This is a genomic window from Nonomuraea sp. NPDC050536 (assembly GCF_044457685.1).
Classification (GTDB): domain Bacteria; phylum Actinomycetota; class Actinomycetes; order Streptosporangiales; family Streptosporangiaceae; genus Nonomuraea.
In genome coordinates this window covers 378,578-396,129 of record NZ_JBITHD010000005.1, presented here as the reverse complement: position 1 = coordinate 396,129, position 17,552 = coordinate 378,578, and the positions used below count along the sequence as shown (strand labels likewise).

General features: G+C 69.5%; 20 protein-coding genes. 13 read left to right on the top strand and 7 right to left on the bottom strand.

Features of this window, described 5'->3' with window-relative positions; all coding sequences use genetic code 11:
* Window positions 1-4 precede the first annotated feature (4 nt).
* Both ACIBHX_RS17845 and ACIBHX_RS17840 read left to right on the top strand, forming a co-directional pair.
* Window positions 5-778, top strand: a complete 774-nt coding sequence (locus tag ACIBHX_RS17845) for a DUF2127 domain-containing protein (protein ID WP_397068183.1) — start codon at window positions 5-7, stop codon at window positions 776-778.
* Window positions 775-1,344 carry a DUF421 domain-containing protein gene (locus ACIBHX_RS17840; RefSeq protein ID WP_397068182.1) on the top strand — a complete coding sequence of 190 codons (570 nt, stop codon included), beginning with the start codon at window positions 775-777 and terminating at the stop codon, window positions 1,342-1,344. The genes ACIBHX_RS17845 and ACIBHX_RS17840 overlap by 4 nt, the downstream gene beginning before the upstream one ends.
* A gap of 28 nt (window positions 1,345-1,372) precedes the next feature.
* On the opposite strand, the gene ACIBHX_RS17835 is transcribed toward ACIBHX_RS17840, so the two are convergent.
* On the bottom strand, window positions 1,373-1,792 hold the full coding sequence (locus ACIBHX_RS17835; protein WP_397068181.1) for a MarR family winged helix-turn-helix transcriptional regulator: 420 nt from the start codon (window positions 1,790-1,792) through the stop codon (window positions 1,373-1,375).
* Window positions 1,793-1,850: 58 nt separating this feature from the next.
* Here ACIBHX_RS17835 and ACIBHX_RS17830 point away from each other — a divergent pair, with 58 nt between their 5' ends.
* The 10 genes from ACIBHX_RS17830 to ACIBHX_RS17785 all read left to right on the top strand — a co-directional run bounded on the left by ACIBHX_RS17830 (window position 1,851) and on the right by ACIBHX_RS17785 (window position 11,591).
* Window positions 1,851-2,234: a nuclear transport factor 2 family protein gene (locus tag ACIBHX_RS17830; RefSeq protein ID WP_397068180.1), complete on the top strand. Its 384-nt coding sequence runs from the start codon at window positions 1,851-1,853 to the stop codon at window positions 2,232-2,234.
* Window positions 2,235-2,285: 51 nt separating this feature from the next.
* On the top strand, window positions 2,286-3,239 hold the full coding sequence (locus ACIBHX_RS17825; protein WP_397068179.1) for an SPFH domain-containing protein: 954 nt from the start codon (window positions 2,286-2,288) through the stop codon (window positions 3,237-3,239).
* Between the two features lie 65 nt (window positions 3,240-3,304).
* Window positions 3,305-4,594 (top strand): M14 family zinc carboxypeptidase, encoded by a 1,290-nt coding sequence (locus tag ACIBHX_RS17820; protein ID WP_397068178.1) that lies wholly within the window; start codon window positions 3,305-3,307, stop codon window positions 4,592-4,594.
* 2 nt (window positions 4,595-4,596) lie between these two features.
* The gene (locus ACIBHX_RS17815) at window positions 4,597-5,745 is read left to right on the top strand and encodes a thiolase family protein (RefSeq protein ID WP_397068177.1); all 1,149 of its coding nucleotides are present in this window, start codon (window positions 4,597-4,599) and stop codon (window positions 5,743-5,745) included.
* A gap of 370 nt (window positions 5,746-6,115) precedes the next feature.
* Window positions 6,116-6,685 (top strand): RNA polymerase sigma factor, encoded by a 570-nt coding sequence (locus tag ACIBHX_RS17810; protein ID WP_397068176.1) that lies wholly within the window; start codon window positions 6,116-6,118, stop codon window positions 6,683-6,685.
* On the top strand, window positions 6,678-7,817 hold the full coding sequence (locus ACIBHX_RS17805) for a CU044_5270 family protein (RefSeq protein ID WP_397068175.1): 1,140 nt from the start codon (window positions 6,678-6,680) through the stop codon (window positions 7,815-7,817). Before ACIBHX_RS17810 ends, ACIBHX_RS17805 begins: the two co-directional genes overlap by 8 nt.
* Window positions 7,814-8,644, top strand: a complete 831-nt coding sequence (locus ACIBHX_RS17800; RefSeq protein ID WP_397068174.1) for a CDP-alcohol phosphatidyltransferase family protein — start codon at window positions 7,814-7,816, stop codon at window positions 8,642-8,644. Before ACIBHX_RS17805 ends, ACIBHX_RS17800 begins: the two co-directional genes overlap by 4 nt.
* Complete coding sequence (locus ACIBHX_RS17795) at window positions 8,629-9,276, top strand: adenylate kinase family protein (RefSeq protein ID WP_397068173.1); 648 nt, start codon at window positions 8,629-8,631, stop codon at window positions 9,274-9,276. The genes ACIBHX_RS17800 and ACIBHX_RS17795 overlap by 16 nt, the downstream gene beginning before the upstream one ends.
* A gap of 107 nt (window positions 9,277-9,383) precedes the next feature.
* On the top strand, window positions 9,384-11,120 hold the full coding sequence (locus ACIBHX_RS17790; RefSeq protein ID WP_397068172.1) for an alpha/beta hydrolase: 1,737 nt from the start codon (window positions 9,384-9,386) through the stop codon (window positions 11,118-11,120).
* Window positions 11,121-11,174: 54 nt separating this feature from the next.
* A complete protein-coding gene (locus ACIBHX_RS17785; protein ID WP_397068171.1) occupies window positions 11,175-11,591 on the top strand; it encodes a hypothetical protein in 417 nt (138 codons plus the stop codon).
* Between the two features lie 359 nt (window positions 11,592-11,950).
* Here the strand turns inward: ACIBHX_RS17785 and ACIBHX_RS17780 are convergent, their stop codons facing one another.
* The 4 genes from ACIBHX_RS17780 to ACIBHX_RS17765 all read right to left on the bottom strand — a co-directional run bounded on the left by ACIBHX_RS17780 (window position 11,951) and on the right by ACIBHX_RS17765 (window position 15,606).
* Window positions 11,951-12,286 carry a hypothetical protein gene (locus tag ACIBHX_RS17780; protein ID WP_397068170.1) on the bottom strand — a complete coding sequence of 112 codons (336 nt, stop codon included), beginning with the start codon at window positions 12,284-12,286 and terminating at the stop codon, window positions 11,951-11,953.
* 443 nt (window positions 12,287-12,729) lie between these two features.
* A complete protein-coding gene (locus tag ACIBHX_RS17775; RefSeq protein WP_397068169.1) occupies window positions 12,730-14,049 on the bottom strand; it encodes an aromatic amino acid ammonia-lyase in 1,320 nt (439 codons plus the stop codon).
* 7 nt (window positions 14,050-14,056) lie between these two features.
* Window positions 14,057-14,434, bottom strand: a complete 378-nt coding sequence (locus ACIBHX_RS17770) for a phage holin family protein (protein ID WP_397068168.1) — start codon at window positions 14,432-14,434, stop codon at window positions 14,057-14,059.
* Between the two features lie 20 nt (window positions 14,435-14,454).
* A complete protein-coding gene (locus ACIBHX_RS17765; RefSeq protein WP_397068167.1) occupies window positions 14,455-15,606 on the bottom strand; it encodes a cation:proton antiporter in 1,152 nt (383 codons plus the stop codon).
* A 124-nt stretch (window positions 15,607-15,730) separates the two neighbouring features.
* Here ACIBHX_RS17765 and ACIBHX_RS17760 point away from each other — a divergent pair, with 124 nt between their 5' ends.
* Window positions 15,731-16,006, top strand: coding sequence for a hypothetical protein (locus ACIBHX_RS17760; protein WP_397068166.1), 276 nt, complete (start codon window positions 15,731-15,733; stop codon window positions 16,004-16,006).
* Here ACIBHX_RS17760 and ACIBHX_RS17755 read toward each other — a convergent pair.
* Together ACIBHX_RS17755 and ACIBHX_RS17750 are read right to left on the bottom strand one after the other, a co-directional pair.
* Window positions 16,003-16,779: an FAD:protein FMN transferase gene (locus tag ACIBHX_RS17755; RefSeq protein ID WP_397068165.1), complete on the bottom strand. Its 777-nt coding sequence runs from the start codon at window positions 16,777-16,779 to the stop codon at window positions 16,003-16,005. The genes ACIBHX_RS17760 and ACIBHX_RS17755 overlap by 4 nt on opposite strands.
* 51 nt (window positions 16,780-16,830) lie before the next feature.
* A complete protein-coding gene (locus ACIBHX_RS17750; protein ID WP_397068164.1) occupies window positions 16,831-17,517 on the bottom strand; it encodes a hypothetical protein in 687 nt (228 codons plus the stop codon).
* Window positions 17,518-17,552 lie beyond the last annotated feature (35 nt).

The window sequence follows — 17,552 nt, the reverse complement described above, 5'->3', positions numbered from 1 at the left end:
ATTCGTGAAACACTCCTGGCCGCTCGACTGGTCCCTGTTCACGTGCGCCTTCACCAGGCACGTGACCTACGCGCCGGACGAGGACTCCCTGCGCGAGCGGCTGCACGTCACGACCGCGGCGGGCGAGGCCTGGCGGTGCCTGCGCTGCGCCACGTACGTGGTCGGGCCGCCCGCCGGCCACGGACCGGCCGACCACGCGCCGGTCGTGGGCCGGGGCAAGCAGCTGCGCGACGCGTTCGTGCTGCGCTTCTTCGCGATCGAGCGGGCGCTGCGCGGCCTGGTGATCGCGCTGGCCGCCTACGGGGTGTTCCGCTTCGCCCACAACCGCGAGTCCATCCAGCGCGCGCTCGACCGGGACCTGCCGCTGCTGCGGACGCTGCTCGGCAACGAGGGCATCGACCTGAGCCACTCCAAGATCTACCACTGGGTCGAGGCGTCGCTGACGGCGGGCACCACCACGCTCACGCTGGTCGGCGTGGCCCTGTCGGTCTACGCGCTGATCGAGCTGATCGAGGCGGTCGGCCTGTGGATGCTGAAGCGGTGGGGCGAGTACTTCGCCTTCCTGGCCACCTCGCTGTTCCTGCCGCTGGAGATCTACGAACTGATCGAGCGGGTCACCTGGGTACGCCTGGTGATCTTCCTGATCAACGTGGCGCTGTGCGTCTACCTCGTCTACACCAAGCGCCTGTTCGGTTTGCGTGGTGGCCGCGCCGCCTACGAGGCCGAGCGGCACAGCGCCTCGCTGATCGAGGTCGAGCGCATGGCGGCGGAGAAGTGAGCCAGGATCTGCTCGTCGCGGGCATCTCCCTGGCCGACAAGGCCGTGCGGACGATCGCCGTCTACCTCGTCATCGCGCTGCTGCTGCGCCTGGCGGGCAAGCGCGACCTGGCCCAGCTCAACACCTTCGACCTGGTGGTCATGCTGCTGCTGAGCAACGTGGTGCAGAACGCGATCATCGGCCCGGACAACTCACTGATCGGCGGCCTCGAGGGCGCGGTGATCCTGGTCGCCTTCAACGCCCTGGTGGTACGGCTGGCGGCCCGCGTGTCGTGGTTGGCCAACCTGTTCGAGGGCCGCGCGACGGTCCTGGCGCAGGACGGCCGCTACAACGACAAGATCCTGGCCCGCCTGGGCCTGCGCAAGGCGGACGTGGACGTCTCCATCCAGCGCCAGGGCGGCACCGGCGTCCACGACACCGGCCTGGTCACGCTGGAGCCCGGCGGCGCCGTGGTGGTGCGCCTGCGCAAGGAGGAGGAGAACGCCACCCGCGGCGACATCACCTCCCTCACCGAACGCCTGGAGCACATCGAGCGGCAGCTCGCCGCCCTGGTCGACCGGCGCTGACGGCAACCGCCTCGAGCGGCATGGTAAATCATCCCAGTCGGATGTTCTGCTCGAGCTGGGCGAGCACCCGCTCGAAGGCGGCCAGCTCCTCCTCGCCCAGCCCGGCGCGCAGGCGCCGATCCCAGTCCACCACGACCTCGCGCAGCCGATGGAAGAGCCGCTCGCCCTCCTCGGTCAGCTCGACCACGTGCACCCGGCGATTCTCCGGATCGCGGCGGCGCACGACCAGCCCGGAGCGCTCCATCGCGTTGAGGTGATGGGTGAGCGTGGCCCCCTGGATGCCGATGCTCTCCGCGATCTGACGCTGGTTGCCCTGCTTACGCGACTTGACCGTGATGAGCACCTGCCAGATCGGCAGCGAACCGCCGGCCTCGGCGAGCACGTCGTCGAAGGCCCTGCTCAGCACCCTGGCGGTGTTCGAGAGCCGGAGCCCGATCGGTCCTGTCATGGGGCCGATCATAGCATATCGTTTGACATCTAACGCTTAGATATCTAACGTAATCGCCATGGACACGAATCAGGAAGTACGCGAACTCGGACAGCGGTGGGCAGAGGCGGAGCGGAAGGGCGACAACGCCGCGCTGGCCGAGCTGGCCGCCGAGGACTTCACGCTGGTCGGCCCGCTCGGCTTCGTGCTCGTCAGGGACCAGTGGGCCAACCGCTACGGCCACGGCGGCCTGGTCACCCACGAGCTGAGCTGGGACGACTACACCATCAGGGAGTACGGTGACGTGGCCGTGGCCGTCGGGGTGGTCACGCAGAAGGCGGAGTTCCAGGGCCAGCCGGCCGACGGGCGTTTCCGCGTGACCCAGATCAGCGTGCGCCGGGGCGACCGCAGGCTGCTCGCCGGGCTGCACTACAGCCCGATCGCCGCTCCCCCTGGTCGCTGATTCCCGTTCCGCGGTGTCCGGATCTACTCTCGAAGTGGAAGGGACACCATCATGGTCACCACTTTCATCCTGGCCCTGGTCGCGCTGGCGGTCATCTGGACCGTGTGCGCCGGCATCAGGGTCGTCAACCAGATCGAGCGCGGGATCGTCTTCCGGTTCGGCAAGGCCCAGCGACAGATCCGCGGGCCCGGGATCACCCTGATGATCCCGTACGTGGACCGGATGAAGAAGGTCAACGTGCAGATCGTCACCATGCCGATCCCCACGCAGGAGGGCATCACCCGCGACAACGTCTCCGTGCAGGTGGACGCCGTCGCGTACTTCAGAGTGCAGGACCCGCTGCGCGCGGCGATCGAGGTGCAGAACTACCTGTTCGCGGTCGAGCAGGTCGCCCAGACCTCGCTCCGGTCGATCATCGGCAAGAGCCTGCTGGACGACCTGCTGACCAACAGGGAGGAGCTCAACAAGGGCCTGGCCCTCATGATCGACAGTCCGGCGCTGAGCTGGGGCATCCACATCGACCGCGTCGAGATCAAGGACGTGCAGCTGCCCGACTCCATGAAGCGGTCGATGTCGCGCCAGGCCGAGGCCGAGCGCGAGCGCAGGGCCCGGGTCATCACCGCCGACGGCGAGTACCAGGCGGCGCAGAAGCTGGCCGACGCCTCGGCCATCATGTCCGAGACCCCGGGCGCGCTCCAGCTGCGGTTGCTGCAGACCGTGGTCGAGGTGGCCGCCGAGAAGACCTCCACGCTCGTCATGCCGCTGCCCGTCGAGCTGCTTCGCTTCTTCGAGAGGGCCACCGGGCCCGCCGAAGCGCGCTCGGGGACGGCGTCGGCCGAGCGGGCCGAGCGGCCCGCCGAGACTCCTGCGGAGCTGCCCGCCGAGCAGCCTGCGGAGCAGCCCGCCGTACCCAGGCAACCCTCGCCCGAGGGCCTCGCCGATCGGCCGGCCGTACCCGAAATCTCAGCACCCGAGGAGAGTGGTCTGGACAGCAGGCTTTCCTGAATTTAGCTTCGTGGCATCGGGCGCCATTGGCCGCTGGCGCCCCGGCCGCGAGGGAGCTCTCGGACGTGATTCCGACCGTCGATGTCGTGGCCGCGAAGCTGCGCGAGATCTGCGTTCTCTATCCGGATCTGTGCAGGACGAGCCGCGTCGGTTACTCCCGGCTCGGCGAGCCGCTCGACATGCTCTCGATCGGCGACGGCCGCGAGCACGCGCTGGTCATCGGCGGACCGCACGCCAACGAGCCGGTCGGTTTCCTGACCGTGCTGCGCCTGGCCAGGCTGCTGTGCGAGGGCGAGAGGCACGGCTTCACCTGGCACCTGATCGGCTGCGTCGACCCTGACGGCGCCCGGCTCAACGAGGGCTGGTACGCCGGGCCGTTCACGGTCGCGCACCACCACCGCCACTTCTACCGGCCCGCGCTGGCCGACCAGCCGGAGTGGACGTTCCCTGTCAGCACCGGGGCCAAGCACTTCGACAGGCCGCTGCCGGAGACCAGGGCGCTCATGCGCGTCATCGACGACCTGCGGCCCGCGTTCCTGTTCTCGCTGCACAACGCCGACTTCGGCGGCGCCTACTTCCAGATCAGCCGCCGCCTGCCCGGCCTGGCCGACGAGCTGGCCACGCTCGCGGTGAGCCACGGGGTGCCGCTCGACCTGGCCCCCATCGACACGATCGGCTACGAGGTCGCCGGGCCGGGCGTCACGCTGTTGCCGTCCGCCGACTGGACCGACTTCGCCGACTCCTGCGACGGCAAGCCGACCTACGGCGCCTCCAGCTGGCAGTACGCCGACCGGCACGGCACGTTCACGCTGATCGCCGAGGTGCCGCTGTGGACCTCGCCCGGCTGCGACGACCGCGCCCCCGCCGGGGTGTCCGAGCGGCGGCTGCTGGAGGAGGCCACGGTACGGCTGCGCCACGAGATCGCCCCGATCGCCCGGCTGCGCGAGGCGACGGGGCCCGCGTTCACCTCGCCGTTCCACGCCGCGGTCGACGACACGCTGGACGTGTGCGACCGGCTGATCGCCGCCATGAAGCGCGCCGCCCGCCAGGCCACCGCCACCCGCTCCGTCTCCCGTGCCGAGGCGGGCGGCATCCGCGACACGGTCCGCCGCCTGTCCCTGCGTACGGCCGGCATGTTCGTCCGCCTGCTGGACGAGGAACCCTCGGCCGAACCGGCGCTGCACATGGAGGCCAGGGCCGTACTCCACCGGCTGTCGGCCGCCGCGCAGACCGAGGTGGTCACCCCCGACGACCCGCTGACCAGGATCGTGGAGATCCAGACCAGGGCCGCCCTCATCACCGCCACCCACCTGCGGAGGGCTGTACGGCGGGCCGCGCGACCCATACGGTCGTGACCGTGAACACCGTGTATGTCGTCGACGCCGTCCGCACCCCCTTCGGCCGCTACGGCGGGATCCTGGCCGGGGTCCGCCCCGACGACCTGGCCGCCCACGTCGTCAAGGAGCTGCTGACCAGGACCCCCGCCGCCGTGGACGAGGTGGTCCTCGGCAACGCCAACGGCGCCGGCGAGGACAACCGCAACGTCGCCCGGATGGCGGCGCTGCTGGCGGGCCTGCCCGTGTCCGTGCCCGGCGTGACGGTCAACCGGCTGTGCGGCTCCGGCATGGAGGCCGTCATCCAGGCCTACCGGGCGATCGCGCTCGGCGACGCCTCGGTGGTCGTGGCGGGCGGCGTGGAGTCCATGAGCCGGGCGCCCTGGGTGCTGCCCAAGCCGGAGCGCGCCTTCCCCGCGGGCAACCAGGAGCTGGTGTCCACCACGCTCGGCTGGCGGCTGGTGAACCCGCACATGCCCGCCGAGTGGACGGTCGCGCTGGGCGAGGGCGCCGAGCTGATCGCCGACCGGCACGGCGTGACCCGGGAGGAGCAGGACGCCTTCGCGCTGGCCAGCCACGAGAAGGCGGCCAAGGCCGACTTCGGCGCCGAGATCGTGCCGATCGGCGAGGCCGTCAGGGACGAGGGCATCCGCACCGACTCCTCGCTGGAGGCGCTGGCCAGGCTCAAGCCGGTCTTCCGTAAGGAGGGCACGGTCACCGCGGGCAACTCCTCGCCGCTCAACGACGGCGCGGCGGCGCTGCTGCTGGCCGACGAGGCCGGCCTGGCGGCGATCGGACGCGAGCCGCTGGCCCGCATCACCGCCTCCGGCGTGAGCGCGCTCGAGCCGCAGTACTTCGGGCTCGGCCCGGTCGAGGCGATCAGGAAGGCGCTGGCCCGCGCCGACAAGGACTTCGGCGAGCTGTCCGTCGTGGAGCTGAACGAGGCCTTCGCCGCCCAGGTGCTCGGCTGCCTGGCCGAGCTGCCCGAGCTGGATCCCGCGCTGGTCAACCCGCGCGGCGGCGCGATCGCGATCGGCCACCCGCTCGGCGCCTCCGGCGCCCGCGTCACCGGAGCCGTCGCCCACCAGCTGGCCGCCGCCGGATCGGGCACCGGCGTGGCCGCCCTGTGCATCGGCGTCGGCCAGGGCCTGGCGGTCGTACTGGAGCGCTAGGTGTACTGACCGTGGACCGAACGCCTCCCTCGCCACCGCGGCCGCCGGATTGATCCGGCCCATCACCGTCAGCGCCGCCAGCGGCACGATCACGGCGGCCGCGAGGTAGAAGGCGGCGTCGTGCACGAAGTTGAGCGTCCTGATGGCCTCCTGCAGGCCGCGAAACTCACCGACCGCAGTGGCCAAGCGCTGGTGGCCGGCCGTCATGAAGTCGCGCACCGCGGCTTCGGCCGCGACCGCCGACAGGCGCGAGGCGGTCGTCAGAAGAAAAGTGTGAAAAAGCGTGAAGAGGATCGGCGGGATCGGCGGAATAGAGGTGTAACCCCGACGAAGGGACCGCATGCGTATGGTCGCGCCCCCAGAGGTGCCCGTGGCAACCGATGACGCCACGATCATCGTGCGGTCGGCGCACCATCCGGAATCGTTCGCCGTCCTCTACGACCGGTACTTCGGCGAGATCCACCGCTATATAGCCGCCCGTCTCGGCACGCAGATCGCCGACGACCTGGCCGCCGAGACGTTCCTGGTGGCGTTCAGGAAGCGGCATGCCTTCGACCCGGAGCGCGGCGCCGTGCGGCCCTGGCTGTACGGCATCGCCACCAACCTGCTCGCCCAGCATCGCAGGAGCGAGACCCGCAGGCTGGAGGCGTTACAGCGAGCCCCGGGAGAGGCGGCGCAGGACGGGCACGAGGAGCGGGTCACCACCAAGGTGGCCGCCGCGAACGTACAGGGGCCGCTCGCGGCCGCGCTCAAACGCCTGTCCGACGGTGACCGCGACGTGCTGCTGCTCGTGGCGCTGGCCGACCTCAGCTACGAGGAGGTGGCCCAGACGCTCGGCATCCCGTTCGGGACGGTCGGCTCGCGGCTCAACCGGGTGCGCAAGAAGCTGCGCAGGGCCCTGGGCAGCGTCAACCCGATGATCGGAGGGCTCGATGGATGAGCTGGAGGCCGTGCGCGAGCTCCTCTCCGAACCCGCGCCCACCGCCGAGACCGTCGCGTCGGGCCGTGCCCGGCTCCAGGCACTGCTCGCCGTACCAGCCATGCCCGCCGTACAGCCTGAGCGCAGGCGTTATCGGGCCTCGCGCGTTGTATGGCCCGGGCGGTGGTGGAGGCCGGTGCGGAACGGGCTGATCGGGGCGGCCGCGGCGATCGCGGTGGCGCTGGCGGTGGCCGTGCCGTCGAACTCGCTGCGCATCTCGCCCGATGCAGGCGAGGAGCTGCCGAGCGCCCGGCAGGTGCTGCTGACCGCGGCGAGCGCGATGGCCAAAGCGCCGTCCGACGGGGCGTACTGGCGGACAGGCGTGGTGACCGGCCAGCTGTTCCTGTCTCCCGACCGCCGCTACGTGATCGAGCGCAGGTCGGAGCGGGAGATCTGGCTCAGAAGGTACGGCGGGCGGGATCGCTGGACCGGCCGCTACCTGGGCGCCCACCCGGCCTCGGCCAGGGACGAGCAGGCCTGGCGGGAGGCGGGCGCGCCCGGCAGGTGGCGTTACCCGGCGGACGTGGCGGGGCTCGGCCGCATCTCGCCGCAGGCGCTGGTGCAGGCGGCGCCGGGCGTCCAGCAGGGCGGGATCCACCGGGTCGGCTGGCGCAACGCCGACGGGATCCTGACCAAGCGGCTGGCCACCTGGAAGGCGCTCGGCTCGATCCCCGCGGACCCGGCCAGGCTGCGCGCCTTCCTGGTGGGCGCCATCGCCCGCGAGAACGGCGCCTACGTCGGGCGTGAGATGGAGGCGGAGCTGCGCGAGACCTGCCTGGAGCTGATCACGGCGCTGCCCGTTCCGCCCGAGGTGCGGGCCGCCGCCTACGAGATCCTCGCCTCGATCCCCGGTATGCGGGCCGAGGGGCGGGTGACCGATCCGCTCGGCCGTACCGGGCAGGCGCTCGGCTACCAGGTCGTCAAGGAGGGGCGGCTCACCGACGAGCGGCTCGTCATCGACCCGGGCAGCGGGCTGCCGCTGGCCCAGCAGACCAGCGACACCAGCCGGACCGCCGACGGCCGCGACGTCGAGGTCGGCTACTTCACCGCCTACCAGCAGATCGGCTGGACCGACGAGGAGCCCACGCCATGAGAGTCACCCTTGACCAGGTTCGCGCGCAGACCTACAAGGCGCGGGACGCCTGGTGGACCGTGTTCCTCGTCGACCCGCTGGCGGGGCGGCTGGTGCGGCTCCTGGCCAGGACGCCGGTGACGCCCAACCAGATCACCTGGGTCGCCTTCCTGTTGGGTCTGGGTTCCGCCGGATGCTTCCTGGGCGCCGACCGGCCGTGGCTGGTGGCGGGGGCGGTGCTCTACCACCTGAGCTTCGTGCTGGACTGCGTGGACGGCAAGATCGCCCGGCTCAAGGGCACGGGGACCGTGCTGGGCGGCTGGCTCGACTACGTCTTCGACCGGGTCCGGGTGCTGGCCTGCGCGCTGGCGCTCACCTGGGGGCAGTTCAGCAGGACCGGGCAGGAGTTCTACCTGGTGCTCGGCGTGCTGGTCGTCTTCCTCGACATGCTGCGGTACGTCGACGCGCTGCAGGTGGCGAAGGTAAGGCGGGAGATGCGGCGGCGGCTGGACGAGGCGGCGGGCGAGCCGCAGGAGCCGGCCGATCTCCAGCAGCACTTCCGCGCCCACTTCGGCTGGTACATCCTGGTCCGCGACTGGCTGCGCGACCACCGGGTGCGGGCGCACCTGGTCAGCGGGATCGAGTTCCAGATGGCGGTGTTCATCGTGGGGCCGCTGACCGGATGGATCGTTTCTGTGACCTTGGCCGCCGGGCTGCTCCTGCTGGTGTTCGAGCTGGCCATCATGGTCAAGCTGTGGATGTCGACACGCGATCTCGCGCGGGAGCTGGCCAAGTTCCCCGGCCTGCCGTACAACTCAGAACGGGGGGAGCGATGCGCAAATACGTGATCATGGGCGTTCAGGGCAGCGGGAAGGGCACGCAGTGCGGGCTGCTGGCGGCCGACCTCGACCTGGTGCAGATCAGCGTCGGCGACATCTTCCGCTGGCACGTCAAGAACCACACCAAGCTGGGCGCGCAGGTCAAGCGGATCGTGGCGGCGGGCGAGCTCGTCGGGGACGACCTGGTGGAGAACGTCGTGCGTGACCGGTTGCAGCAGCACGACTGGAACTACGGCTTCGTCATCGACGGGTTCCCGCGTAACAGGAAGCAGGCGGAGTTCTTCCTGGAGAGCTACGACATCGACGGCGTCATCCACCTGGACCTGCCGGACGAGGAGGTGTGGCGGCGCGTCCTGGCCCGGCGTTTGTGCTCGCGTTGCGGGATGGACTACAACCTCATCGCCCATCGGCCCTCCGTGGAGGGGCGGTGCGACGTGTGCGGGGGCGAGCTGGTCAGCCGCGCGGACGACACTCCGGACGCGCTGGCCACCCGGCTGCGCGAATACCACGGCAAGATCGACCCGGTCCTGGAGCTGTTCCGCGGCAAGGAATTCGTCACCTCGGTGGACGCCCGCGCCGACAAGATCACCGTCCAGCAGACCATCCGGACCCGGCTCGGCCTGCCTGCCTACGTCCCCTAGTCTTTCGTACTTCCGTAGTCGGCCTGCCGTACCTACTCACGACATTTCCGGGCAAGCCGACGATCACCGGGCCGCGTCTGCCGAGGCCTGCCATCCTTGGCCGGGTCATGGCGGAGTACACAGCGGCCCAAGCCGCGTTCGGGCAGGTCACGGCGCTCGCCGCCGGCCATCACACCGACCTCGACCAGGCGGTACGCCTCATGCAGGCGCACACCTGGGTCGGCGGCGGCGCCCCCGCCTTCGCCGCCGATCTCGCCGCCCACCGCACGGCCCTGCAGTCCGCCCTCACCGACGCCCTGCGCTCCCTCGCCGACCTGGTCGTACGGCACGGCGGCCCACCACCCGCGTTCCCCATCCTGACCACGTCGGTCGCCACCCTGGCCCCCACCCCCGGCAGTTACCAGGGCATCGACCCGCACGCCATGACGGCCCTGATCTCCACCCTCGACCACGCCGCCCACACCCTGCCCGCCGCCGGCGCCCGCCTGTCGGCCGACCTGTCCGCGCAGGGCCTGTCACCCCAACCTGGCCAGACGCTCGGCCGCATCGCCCACTGGACCTCGACCGCCGGCACGGACCTCCGCCGCCGCCTGACCCGCATCCAGCGAACGGTCCCCTGGTCCACTCTGCCCGCCTCCCTGGCGGCCTACGACCTCTTCGCCTCGAGCGCCCCCGCCTCGACCCTGCTCACGGGCGTGGCAGCAGGCGACCCCACCGCGGTCCAAGCCCTCCTGGCCGTCCAGGAACAGGGCAAGGACCCCACCCTCGCGTCCCGCATCAACGCCTGGTGGCACTCCCTCTCCCCCGCCCTCCAGCGATCCCTCGAAGCCGTGGCCGCCTTCGGCCTCCTCAACGGCCTCCCCGCCACGGTCCGCGACCAGGCCAACCGCCGCTGGCTGTCCACCGAGAAAACCCGCCTGACCCAGGAACTCTCCTCCACCGACGTCCGCGACAACCCCGCACTCCTAGGCGCCTGGGAACGCACCTCCAACCAACTCCGCCGCCTGACCCTCATCGAACAAGCCCTCCACCCCATCCCCGGTTACCCGCCTTCGATGCTCCTGTCCTTCAACCCAACAGGCCAGGGCCGCCTAATCCTCTCCTGGGGCAACCCCGACACCGCCGACACAACCATCACCTCGGTATCCGGCCTGACGTCCCAGCTGGACTCGGTCCACGGCGACCTGGAACGCTCCCGATCCCTGTGGCAGCAGGCCACCAAGACCAGCGGCGACCACACGGTCGCCTCGATCACCTGGTACGGCTACGACGCCCCCCAACTGGACCCCGGCTTCCTGGACCCCGGCAGATCCGTGGCCTCCTCATCGGCCGCCACCAAAGGCGGCGCGGCCCTGGCCGCCTTCCAGGACGGCCTCCACGCAGCCCACGCGCCCTCGAGTACGGCTCGCGCCGTCATCGTCGGCCACAGCTACGGCTCCCTCACCACCGGCCACGCGGCCACCCTCCGCCCAGGCAAACTGGCGGACGACCTCATCCTCATCGGCAGCCCCGGCGTGGACGTCCACCACGCCTCAGACCTTGGCCTGAATCCCAAACACGTCTGGGTAGGCGAAGCCGGCGGCGACCCGGTAGCCGCCCTCGGCCGCTTCGCCGCCGACCCCGGCCACAATTCCTTCGGCGCCACCCACTTCCCCGTAGGCCGAGAATTCTGGACCTCCGCCCACAGCAGCTACTGGGACCCGGATTCGGTTTCGCTTCGGAACATGGGCCGAATCATTAATGGCCAGTACAACAAGCTCACCCGACCCGATCCTCTCAATACCCGACCGCAGTTGCTCTTGCCTGAGCTAGATCCTCATCTGGCTCAGAAATCAGAGAGGTGACGCTGCATGATTCGTGCTGCCCTAGCTATCCTCTTCGTCCTATCAGGATGTGCTATGACCGATCGCACTATGACAGAATCTCAAGCTCTGGCCCGAGTGGAGAAGCTCATCCATGAAACCGCCGCGGTTATTGTCCCCAAGCCGCGCCTCGAACTCATGCCACACACAGTTGCCCCCCATCCGTGTCTCCACGACGACAAGTCGCAGGACCAGATTGTGGTCAACCGAGCATACTGGCTGCGAGACATCCCGAAGAGCGACATCATGAACGTCTCCCGCCAGGTGCGCGCTTATTGGGAGTCTCAGGGCCATCGCATTACTGCATCCGGGCGGGAGGGAAATCCGGACCTTAGCGGCGTTTCCCAAGCTGACGGCTTTACCTTGGCCCTCACCTGGTCTGCAGGCGACACCCTCTACCTCGCCGCCACTTCCGCGTGCGTCTGGCCCAAGGGAACACCAGAAGCCAAATAGAGGAACCACATCAGGAAGGATGTTAAGTCTTTTCTTGGATGCCGAGTTTTGGCTGGCATCTGATTCGCAAGTGTTTGCTGGAATTAATTACGTCCAAAATACAGAAGATCGGCACCGACTTTCTGGGCCATCGGGATGCACAGTAGGCCTTGGCTGGTCGAGGACTGACGAGTAGTTTCCGTCGATTGTCCAGGAGTCGGACTTGTGGGTGAAGTGGTCGGCCTCCTTGAGGAACTCCTCTGGGGGTGACCGGTTGGGCGTGTGGAAGATGGAGTTGAGTTCCAGGCAGGGCGCGCGGGCGGCCGGGGTTGACTTTTCTGGACCTGATACTCCGAGTACGGGCACTTGCCTCATGTTGATCAGGGTAGGGGGGCGGCGAGGTGTCCGATTGCGCGGAGGAAGGCGGGGATGTCGGTCAGGGAGGGGGCGATGGCTTCGTAGGTTTGGACTCGGGTGTTGAAGGTGGTGCTCAGGGTTTCCAGGCGAGCTTGCTGGTCGGTCAGGGAGGAGACTGTGATGGAGCTCCAGTAGCCCAGGTCCATGCCAACCGTCAGGTCGATCAGGAGTTCGTCTTGTTCAAGCAGTTCGTCCAGCTGCGGCGGGTGTTGTGACCGTAACGACGCGAGCAGGCGTTCCTTGCGGAGGGGGCCGGGGGCGATGGCGAACAGGTTGATCGAGGAGGAGGCGTTCGACAAGGCCCGTTGGAGGCGGACGAGGTCGGCGAAGGAGTCGACGTCGAAGAGGCCGGCCTGACGGGCGTGCTCGCGAGCCCACGGCGTCGGCGGTGTGGGGACGCCAACGCGGGCGGGAGTGAATCCCTTGACGCTGTCGGCCGGGGCGAGCTGCTCGGCGTCGATGGAGTACTCCCAGTCGACGAACGAGAATGGCGTGCCGAGAGCACGGGCGGCGGCGTCGCGATGCCAGATGGGGATGGCATAGCGGGCGAAACCACGGCTCAGCTCCCAGACGAGCCCCTGGTAGACGGCGAGTTCCTCGCGTTCGCAGTTGTTGATTGCGAACTCGGTAGAGGGGGTCCGCTGCTCCGACGGCCAGTCGCGGGGGGAGTCCTGCCCACTGCCCCGCGGGCGGAATCACGCCCCAGACGCGAAGGCATCGAGGCGCTCGAAGTGGATGGGGTTCACTTGGTCTCTGCCAGAGTACGGCGGGCCTGGTCGAGGGCCTCGTCGAGGGGGTGGTCGGGGTCGGGGGCGCGGCTGAGGGCTCGGGTGGCGGCCACGCGTTCGCAGGCGAGGACGATTTCGAGGGGTTCGAGGGCCCGCAGGCAGTAGCGGGCGGCCTGGGTGGCGAAGGAGGCGTGGTCCTCCGTACCGCGGGAGATGACCGCCGTGCCCGTCGTGACCGGTGTCGCCAGGTGGCGTAGCTCGGCGAGGGCGTCCTGGGCGACGTACTCGAGGATCATGGCGCCCGACTCGCCGGGATGGGCGGCCAGGAAGGGGAGCTGTCCGGTGATGTGCGGATCCATGAGGGTGGCCAGCCGGGCGGTACTGAGCTGGGCGGCGTGGGCGACGGCCGCCCGGAGGGCGTCGAGGGCGAGCGCCACGGGCGCGCCGTGGAAGTTGCCGTTGTGCCAGGCCAGGTTCTCGGCGATGAGCGGGTTCTCCAGCGCCCCGTTCATGTCGATCTCGACGGACCGCTCCGCCCGCTCGAGCACGTCTAATGCGGCGCCGTGCACCTGGGCGAAGGCGCGGTAGCCGTACGGATCCTGCACGCGCGCCGCCGGCTCGCCGTTCAGCAGCTCGCGCAGCCGCGCGGCGACCAGGGCCTGCCCCGGGTGCGGGCGGGCTTCCTGTACGGCTGCCGCCACCGGCTCCGCGGACGCGTCGACCGCCGCGAAGGACTGGGCGGCGACGTCGACAGCGGCCGTGAGCAGGCGGCGGATGCGGTGGCAAGCGAGTGCGGCGTCGGAAAGCGTTAGCGCCCCAGAGCTCATGAACGGCAGGGCGTCACGGGAGTCCAGCGCGTAGCGCGGCGGATCTCCAGAAGGGCCCCGCCAGGAGACCTCACCAAGAAGGCACAAAGCAGTCGTAGCCAGGGCAGTAAGGTCACCCGTGCCGATAGCCCCATAAGTCCGGATCGGGGGTGTGAAACCGTTGTTGATCGCGGACTCCAGGGCCGGCAGCACCCCAGGAGAGACCCCGGACCCGCCGACCAGAAGCTGGTTGAGCCGCACGACCAGCATCCCGCGGGCCCGGAACGGCTCCACCAGATCCCCGGCCCCACCGGCATGGCTGCGCAGAAGTCCGAACCCGCCGTCCGAGACGGACACGTCCTTGTTGGCCCCCACCCCGGTGCTCTGTCCGTACACAGGCCCGGTCAGCTCCCGCGCCGCCCGCCAAGCGGCCCGGGCCCGATCCAGAGAGGCGATCGTGACCCGGGCCTTGCCGTACGCGACCTCATGGACCTGCGCGCAGGTCAGGCCGGCACCGTCGAGCTTCATCTGAAGGTCAGTCGTTGTCGGGGATGAACAGGCCCAGCAGCCAGCTGACCACACTGATGATGATCGAGCCGAGGACGGCCGAGGGCCAGAAGTTGGCGACATGGAAGGGGATGTCCAGCTGGCCGGCGATCCAGCTGGTCAGCAGCAGCATCGCCGCATTGATCACGAGGAGGAACAGGCCGAGGGTCAGCACGATGATCGCGCACCCCAGGGCCTTGACGATCGGCTTCACGATCGCGTTGACCACGCCGAAGATCAGGGCCACGAGCAGCAGCACGCCCCAGTACTTGGACGTCGAACCGGTGCTCACGGTGATGCCGGGTACCAACTGGATGGCCGCCCAGAGGGCGACCGCGGCCGCCAGGGTTCTGATGATGAATCTCACGCTGGTTGATCCTCCCATTACTAATCGGCACTTCGGTAGAGGCGGAGCGCGACAAGCGGATAGATCATCACGGAGAAGACGCCGGCGGTGACCATCGCGGCGGCTTCTGCAGGGGCGAGCACGCCCTTCTGCACGCCCACGGAGGTGATGACCACCACCAGCGGCAGCGCGGCCGAGGCGAACAGCGCCAGCGCGCTGGGCTCGCCGCGGCGCAGGTCCGGGTCGCGGCGGTGCAGCAACAGCGTGGGCGCGCCGCGGACGACCAGGAACAGCACGAGGAAGACGGGGATCAGCAGCAGGCTGCGCGGGCTGGAGAGCATCGCGGTGATGTCCAGCTTGACGCCGCTGACCACGAAGAAGAACGGGACGAACAGCCCGAACGCGATCGCGTCCAGCTTGATCCCGACGATCCGCTCCTCCACCCGCGGGCCCGACTTCAGCGCCAGCCGTACCACGATCCCCGCGGAGAAGGCGCCGAGCAGCACGTCCAGGCGGAACACGTCGGCGATCCAGACCATCGCGATCAGGATGAGCATCACGATCCTGATGGCCAGCTGCCCGCTGGTGTCCATGGTGGCGGTGACGAGGTGGGCCAGGATCGGGTGGCGCGGCCGCGCGGCCATCACCGCCGCCCCCACCGCGATCAGCGCGAAGACCACCATCAGCACGAGCGTGTGCCATTTGGCGCCCTCGGTGGTGATCAGCGCCAGCATGACGATCGGCCCGAACTCGCCCAGCGACCCGATCGCCAGCACCCGCCCGCCGAACGGCCGCTCCAGCGCCCCCGCGTCGCGCACCATCGGCAGGATCGTGCCCAGCGCGGTGGTCGTCACCACGAGCCCGACCAGCTGCGCCGCCAGGGTGAACCCGGCGAGGGCCAGCCCGAACAGCATCCCGGCCGCCAGCGAGACCAGCCAGCCGATCGTCGCGAGCCTGATCGGCCTGCCCTTGATCCGGTCGAACTCGATCTCGTAACCGGCCATGAACAACAGCATCGACAGGCCGAAGTTCGACACCAGGCTCACCGAGGCGTCGACCACGACCCAGCCCAGGACGACCGGCCCGACCACCACGCCGAGCAGGATCTCCAGCACCACGCTCGGCATCCTGATCAGGCGCCGTATCAGGTGCGCCAGGATGGGCGCCGCGACCGAGACCAACGCGATGATCATGATGCTGAACATGAACGCTATGTGCCCGGCGATCACCATCCGTAGTCGAGCGTGATCGCTCGACTAGTGTTGGCGTTATCGATGCCGCATTGGGGGGAAGGTCTCCGCAGGGGGAGGGAGCGAGATGGACGCCAATGGTCTGGAGTCGTTGCCGGCCAACGAGCTGCACGATCGCGCCGTACGCTACGCCGTGCGCCACGGCGACTTCGGGTTCCTGTGGAACCTGCTGAAGGTGATCCCCGCCGCGGAGGCCGTCAGCGGAAACGATGACGAAACCGCCAACGACCTCAGCCGGGTATCCGCGCTCCTCAGTGACGCGATCGCGGCAGGCGAGGGCGAGCTCGGCGAGGCGCTCAAACCCGTCTATATCGACTATCTGACCAAGCACCCGGACGCCTAGCCCGCCAGCCTGGCCTCCGTCCCGCTGTACTCCGCCAGCCCCGGCGTGCTGAACTCCTGCCCGTCCCTGCCGACGATCAAGGTCTGGTACGGCTCGGCCACGGCGAGCTCGGTGGCGAAGCGCCTGGCCAGGATGGGCCCCATGGCGTACATGGCGGTGGCGTAGGCGTCGGCCACGCCGAGGTCGGGCCCGAGCACCGTGACCTGGCCCTGCCAGGTCTGCGGCGCACCGGTCCGCGGGTCGACGATCCTGGCGCCGCCCGAGGTGGCGACACCCAGGCAGTTGGCGTAGACGATCTTTCGTACGACGTCGGTGCGCGGGTCGCGGATGCCGACGCGCCAGCGCTTGCCGGGCGCCGCCGATCCGCGGACGCGGATGTCTCCCGCGGCGTTGACCTGGTGGTCGACCGCCCCGGCGTTGGTCAGCGCGCGCGAGAGCCGCTCCAGCGCCCAGCCCTTGATGTAACCGGACGGGTCGAGCACGCCGTTGATGCGCGCGTCGAACCAGCCGTCCGTGGCCTCGCTGAGGGTCTCGCAGCGGTGCAGCACCTCGATCAGCTCGGGGATCTGGCGAATGGTCTGACCGCGGTTGAGCCGCCAGATCTGGCTTTCCTCCTTGACCGGGCTGAAGGTGTCATCGACCCACCGCAACCAGGCGAAGGCGTCGTCGAGCAGGGGCGCCAGCTCCCTGCTCGGCAGGGCCGTGCGAATGTCCACGCTGACCGGCATGCCCATGACCATCTCCACACGGGCGCTTCCGGGGAATGTCGTCACCTTGCCTCCTTACTCCGCAGCCAACCGTCCCACGGAAGGCGTAATGCCGGGCTAAACGCTTTTCTTACGTTTGACCCGCTGTACGGCGAGCCGCCTCAGCGACCCGCGCACGTACCTGGTGAACGAGCGGGGACCCGCGATCATCACCTCGCGCTGCGCGATGTCGGGTATCTCACGTTCCAGCCCAGAGGCGCTGACGAGCTCCTTTGCCCGCGGGTCGTGCTCGTCGCCGAGGACGAGCCGCACGCCGTACCTCTCCTCGAGCTCCCGGAGCTCAGGGGTGGCGCGTTCGGCGCGGTAGATGGCCCTGGTGTCGCCGTCGCGCAGCAGGCGGCGGACGCGCTCGGGAGCGATGCCCGCGGCGATCAGCACCGTGCCCCTGGCCGGTTGGGGGGCCTTGTGGCTCCAGACGGCCATCACGGCGGCCGTGCCGTACAGGAGCAGGGAGCCGGTGCGGCTCAGGCTCGTCACGTACGCCGTGGAGGCGAACTGGTGGGCGAGTACCAGGCCGCCCGCCAGATAGCCGGCCAGCCGCAGCCGCTGCCGGTTGTGCTCTGACAGATAGTGGTCGACCGTCCAGACGGTCACGACGCCGAGCGCGACGAGCAGCGCGGTGACCGCATACGCGGACGGCTTCCACGGGTCTCCGAAGCCCGGCCTGACCGCCCCGAACTCGGCTACCACGACTCCCGCCCAGAAGATGACGGGCCATTGCTTGGGTGTTGCCTCGCCAGCCATGTCTTCGACGATGCGGGCAGAAGATGAGATCTGTC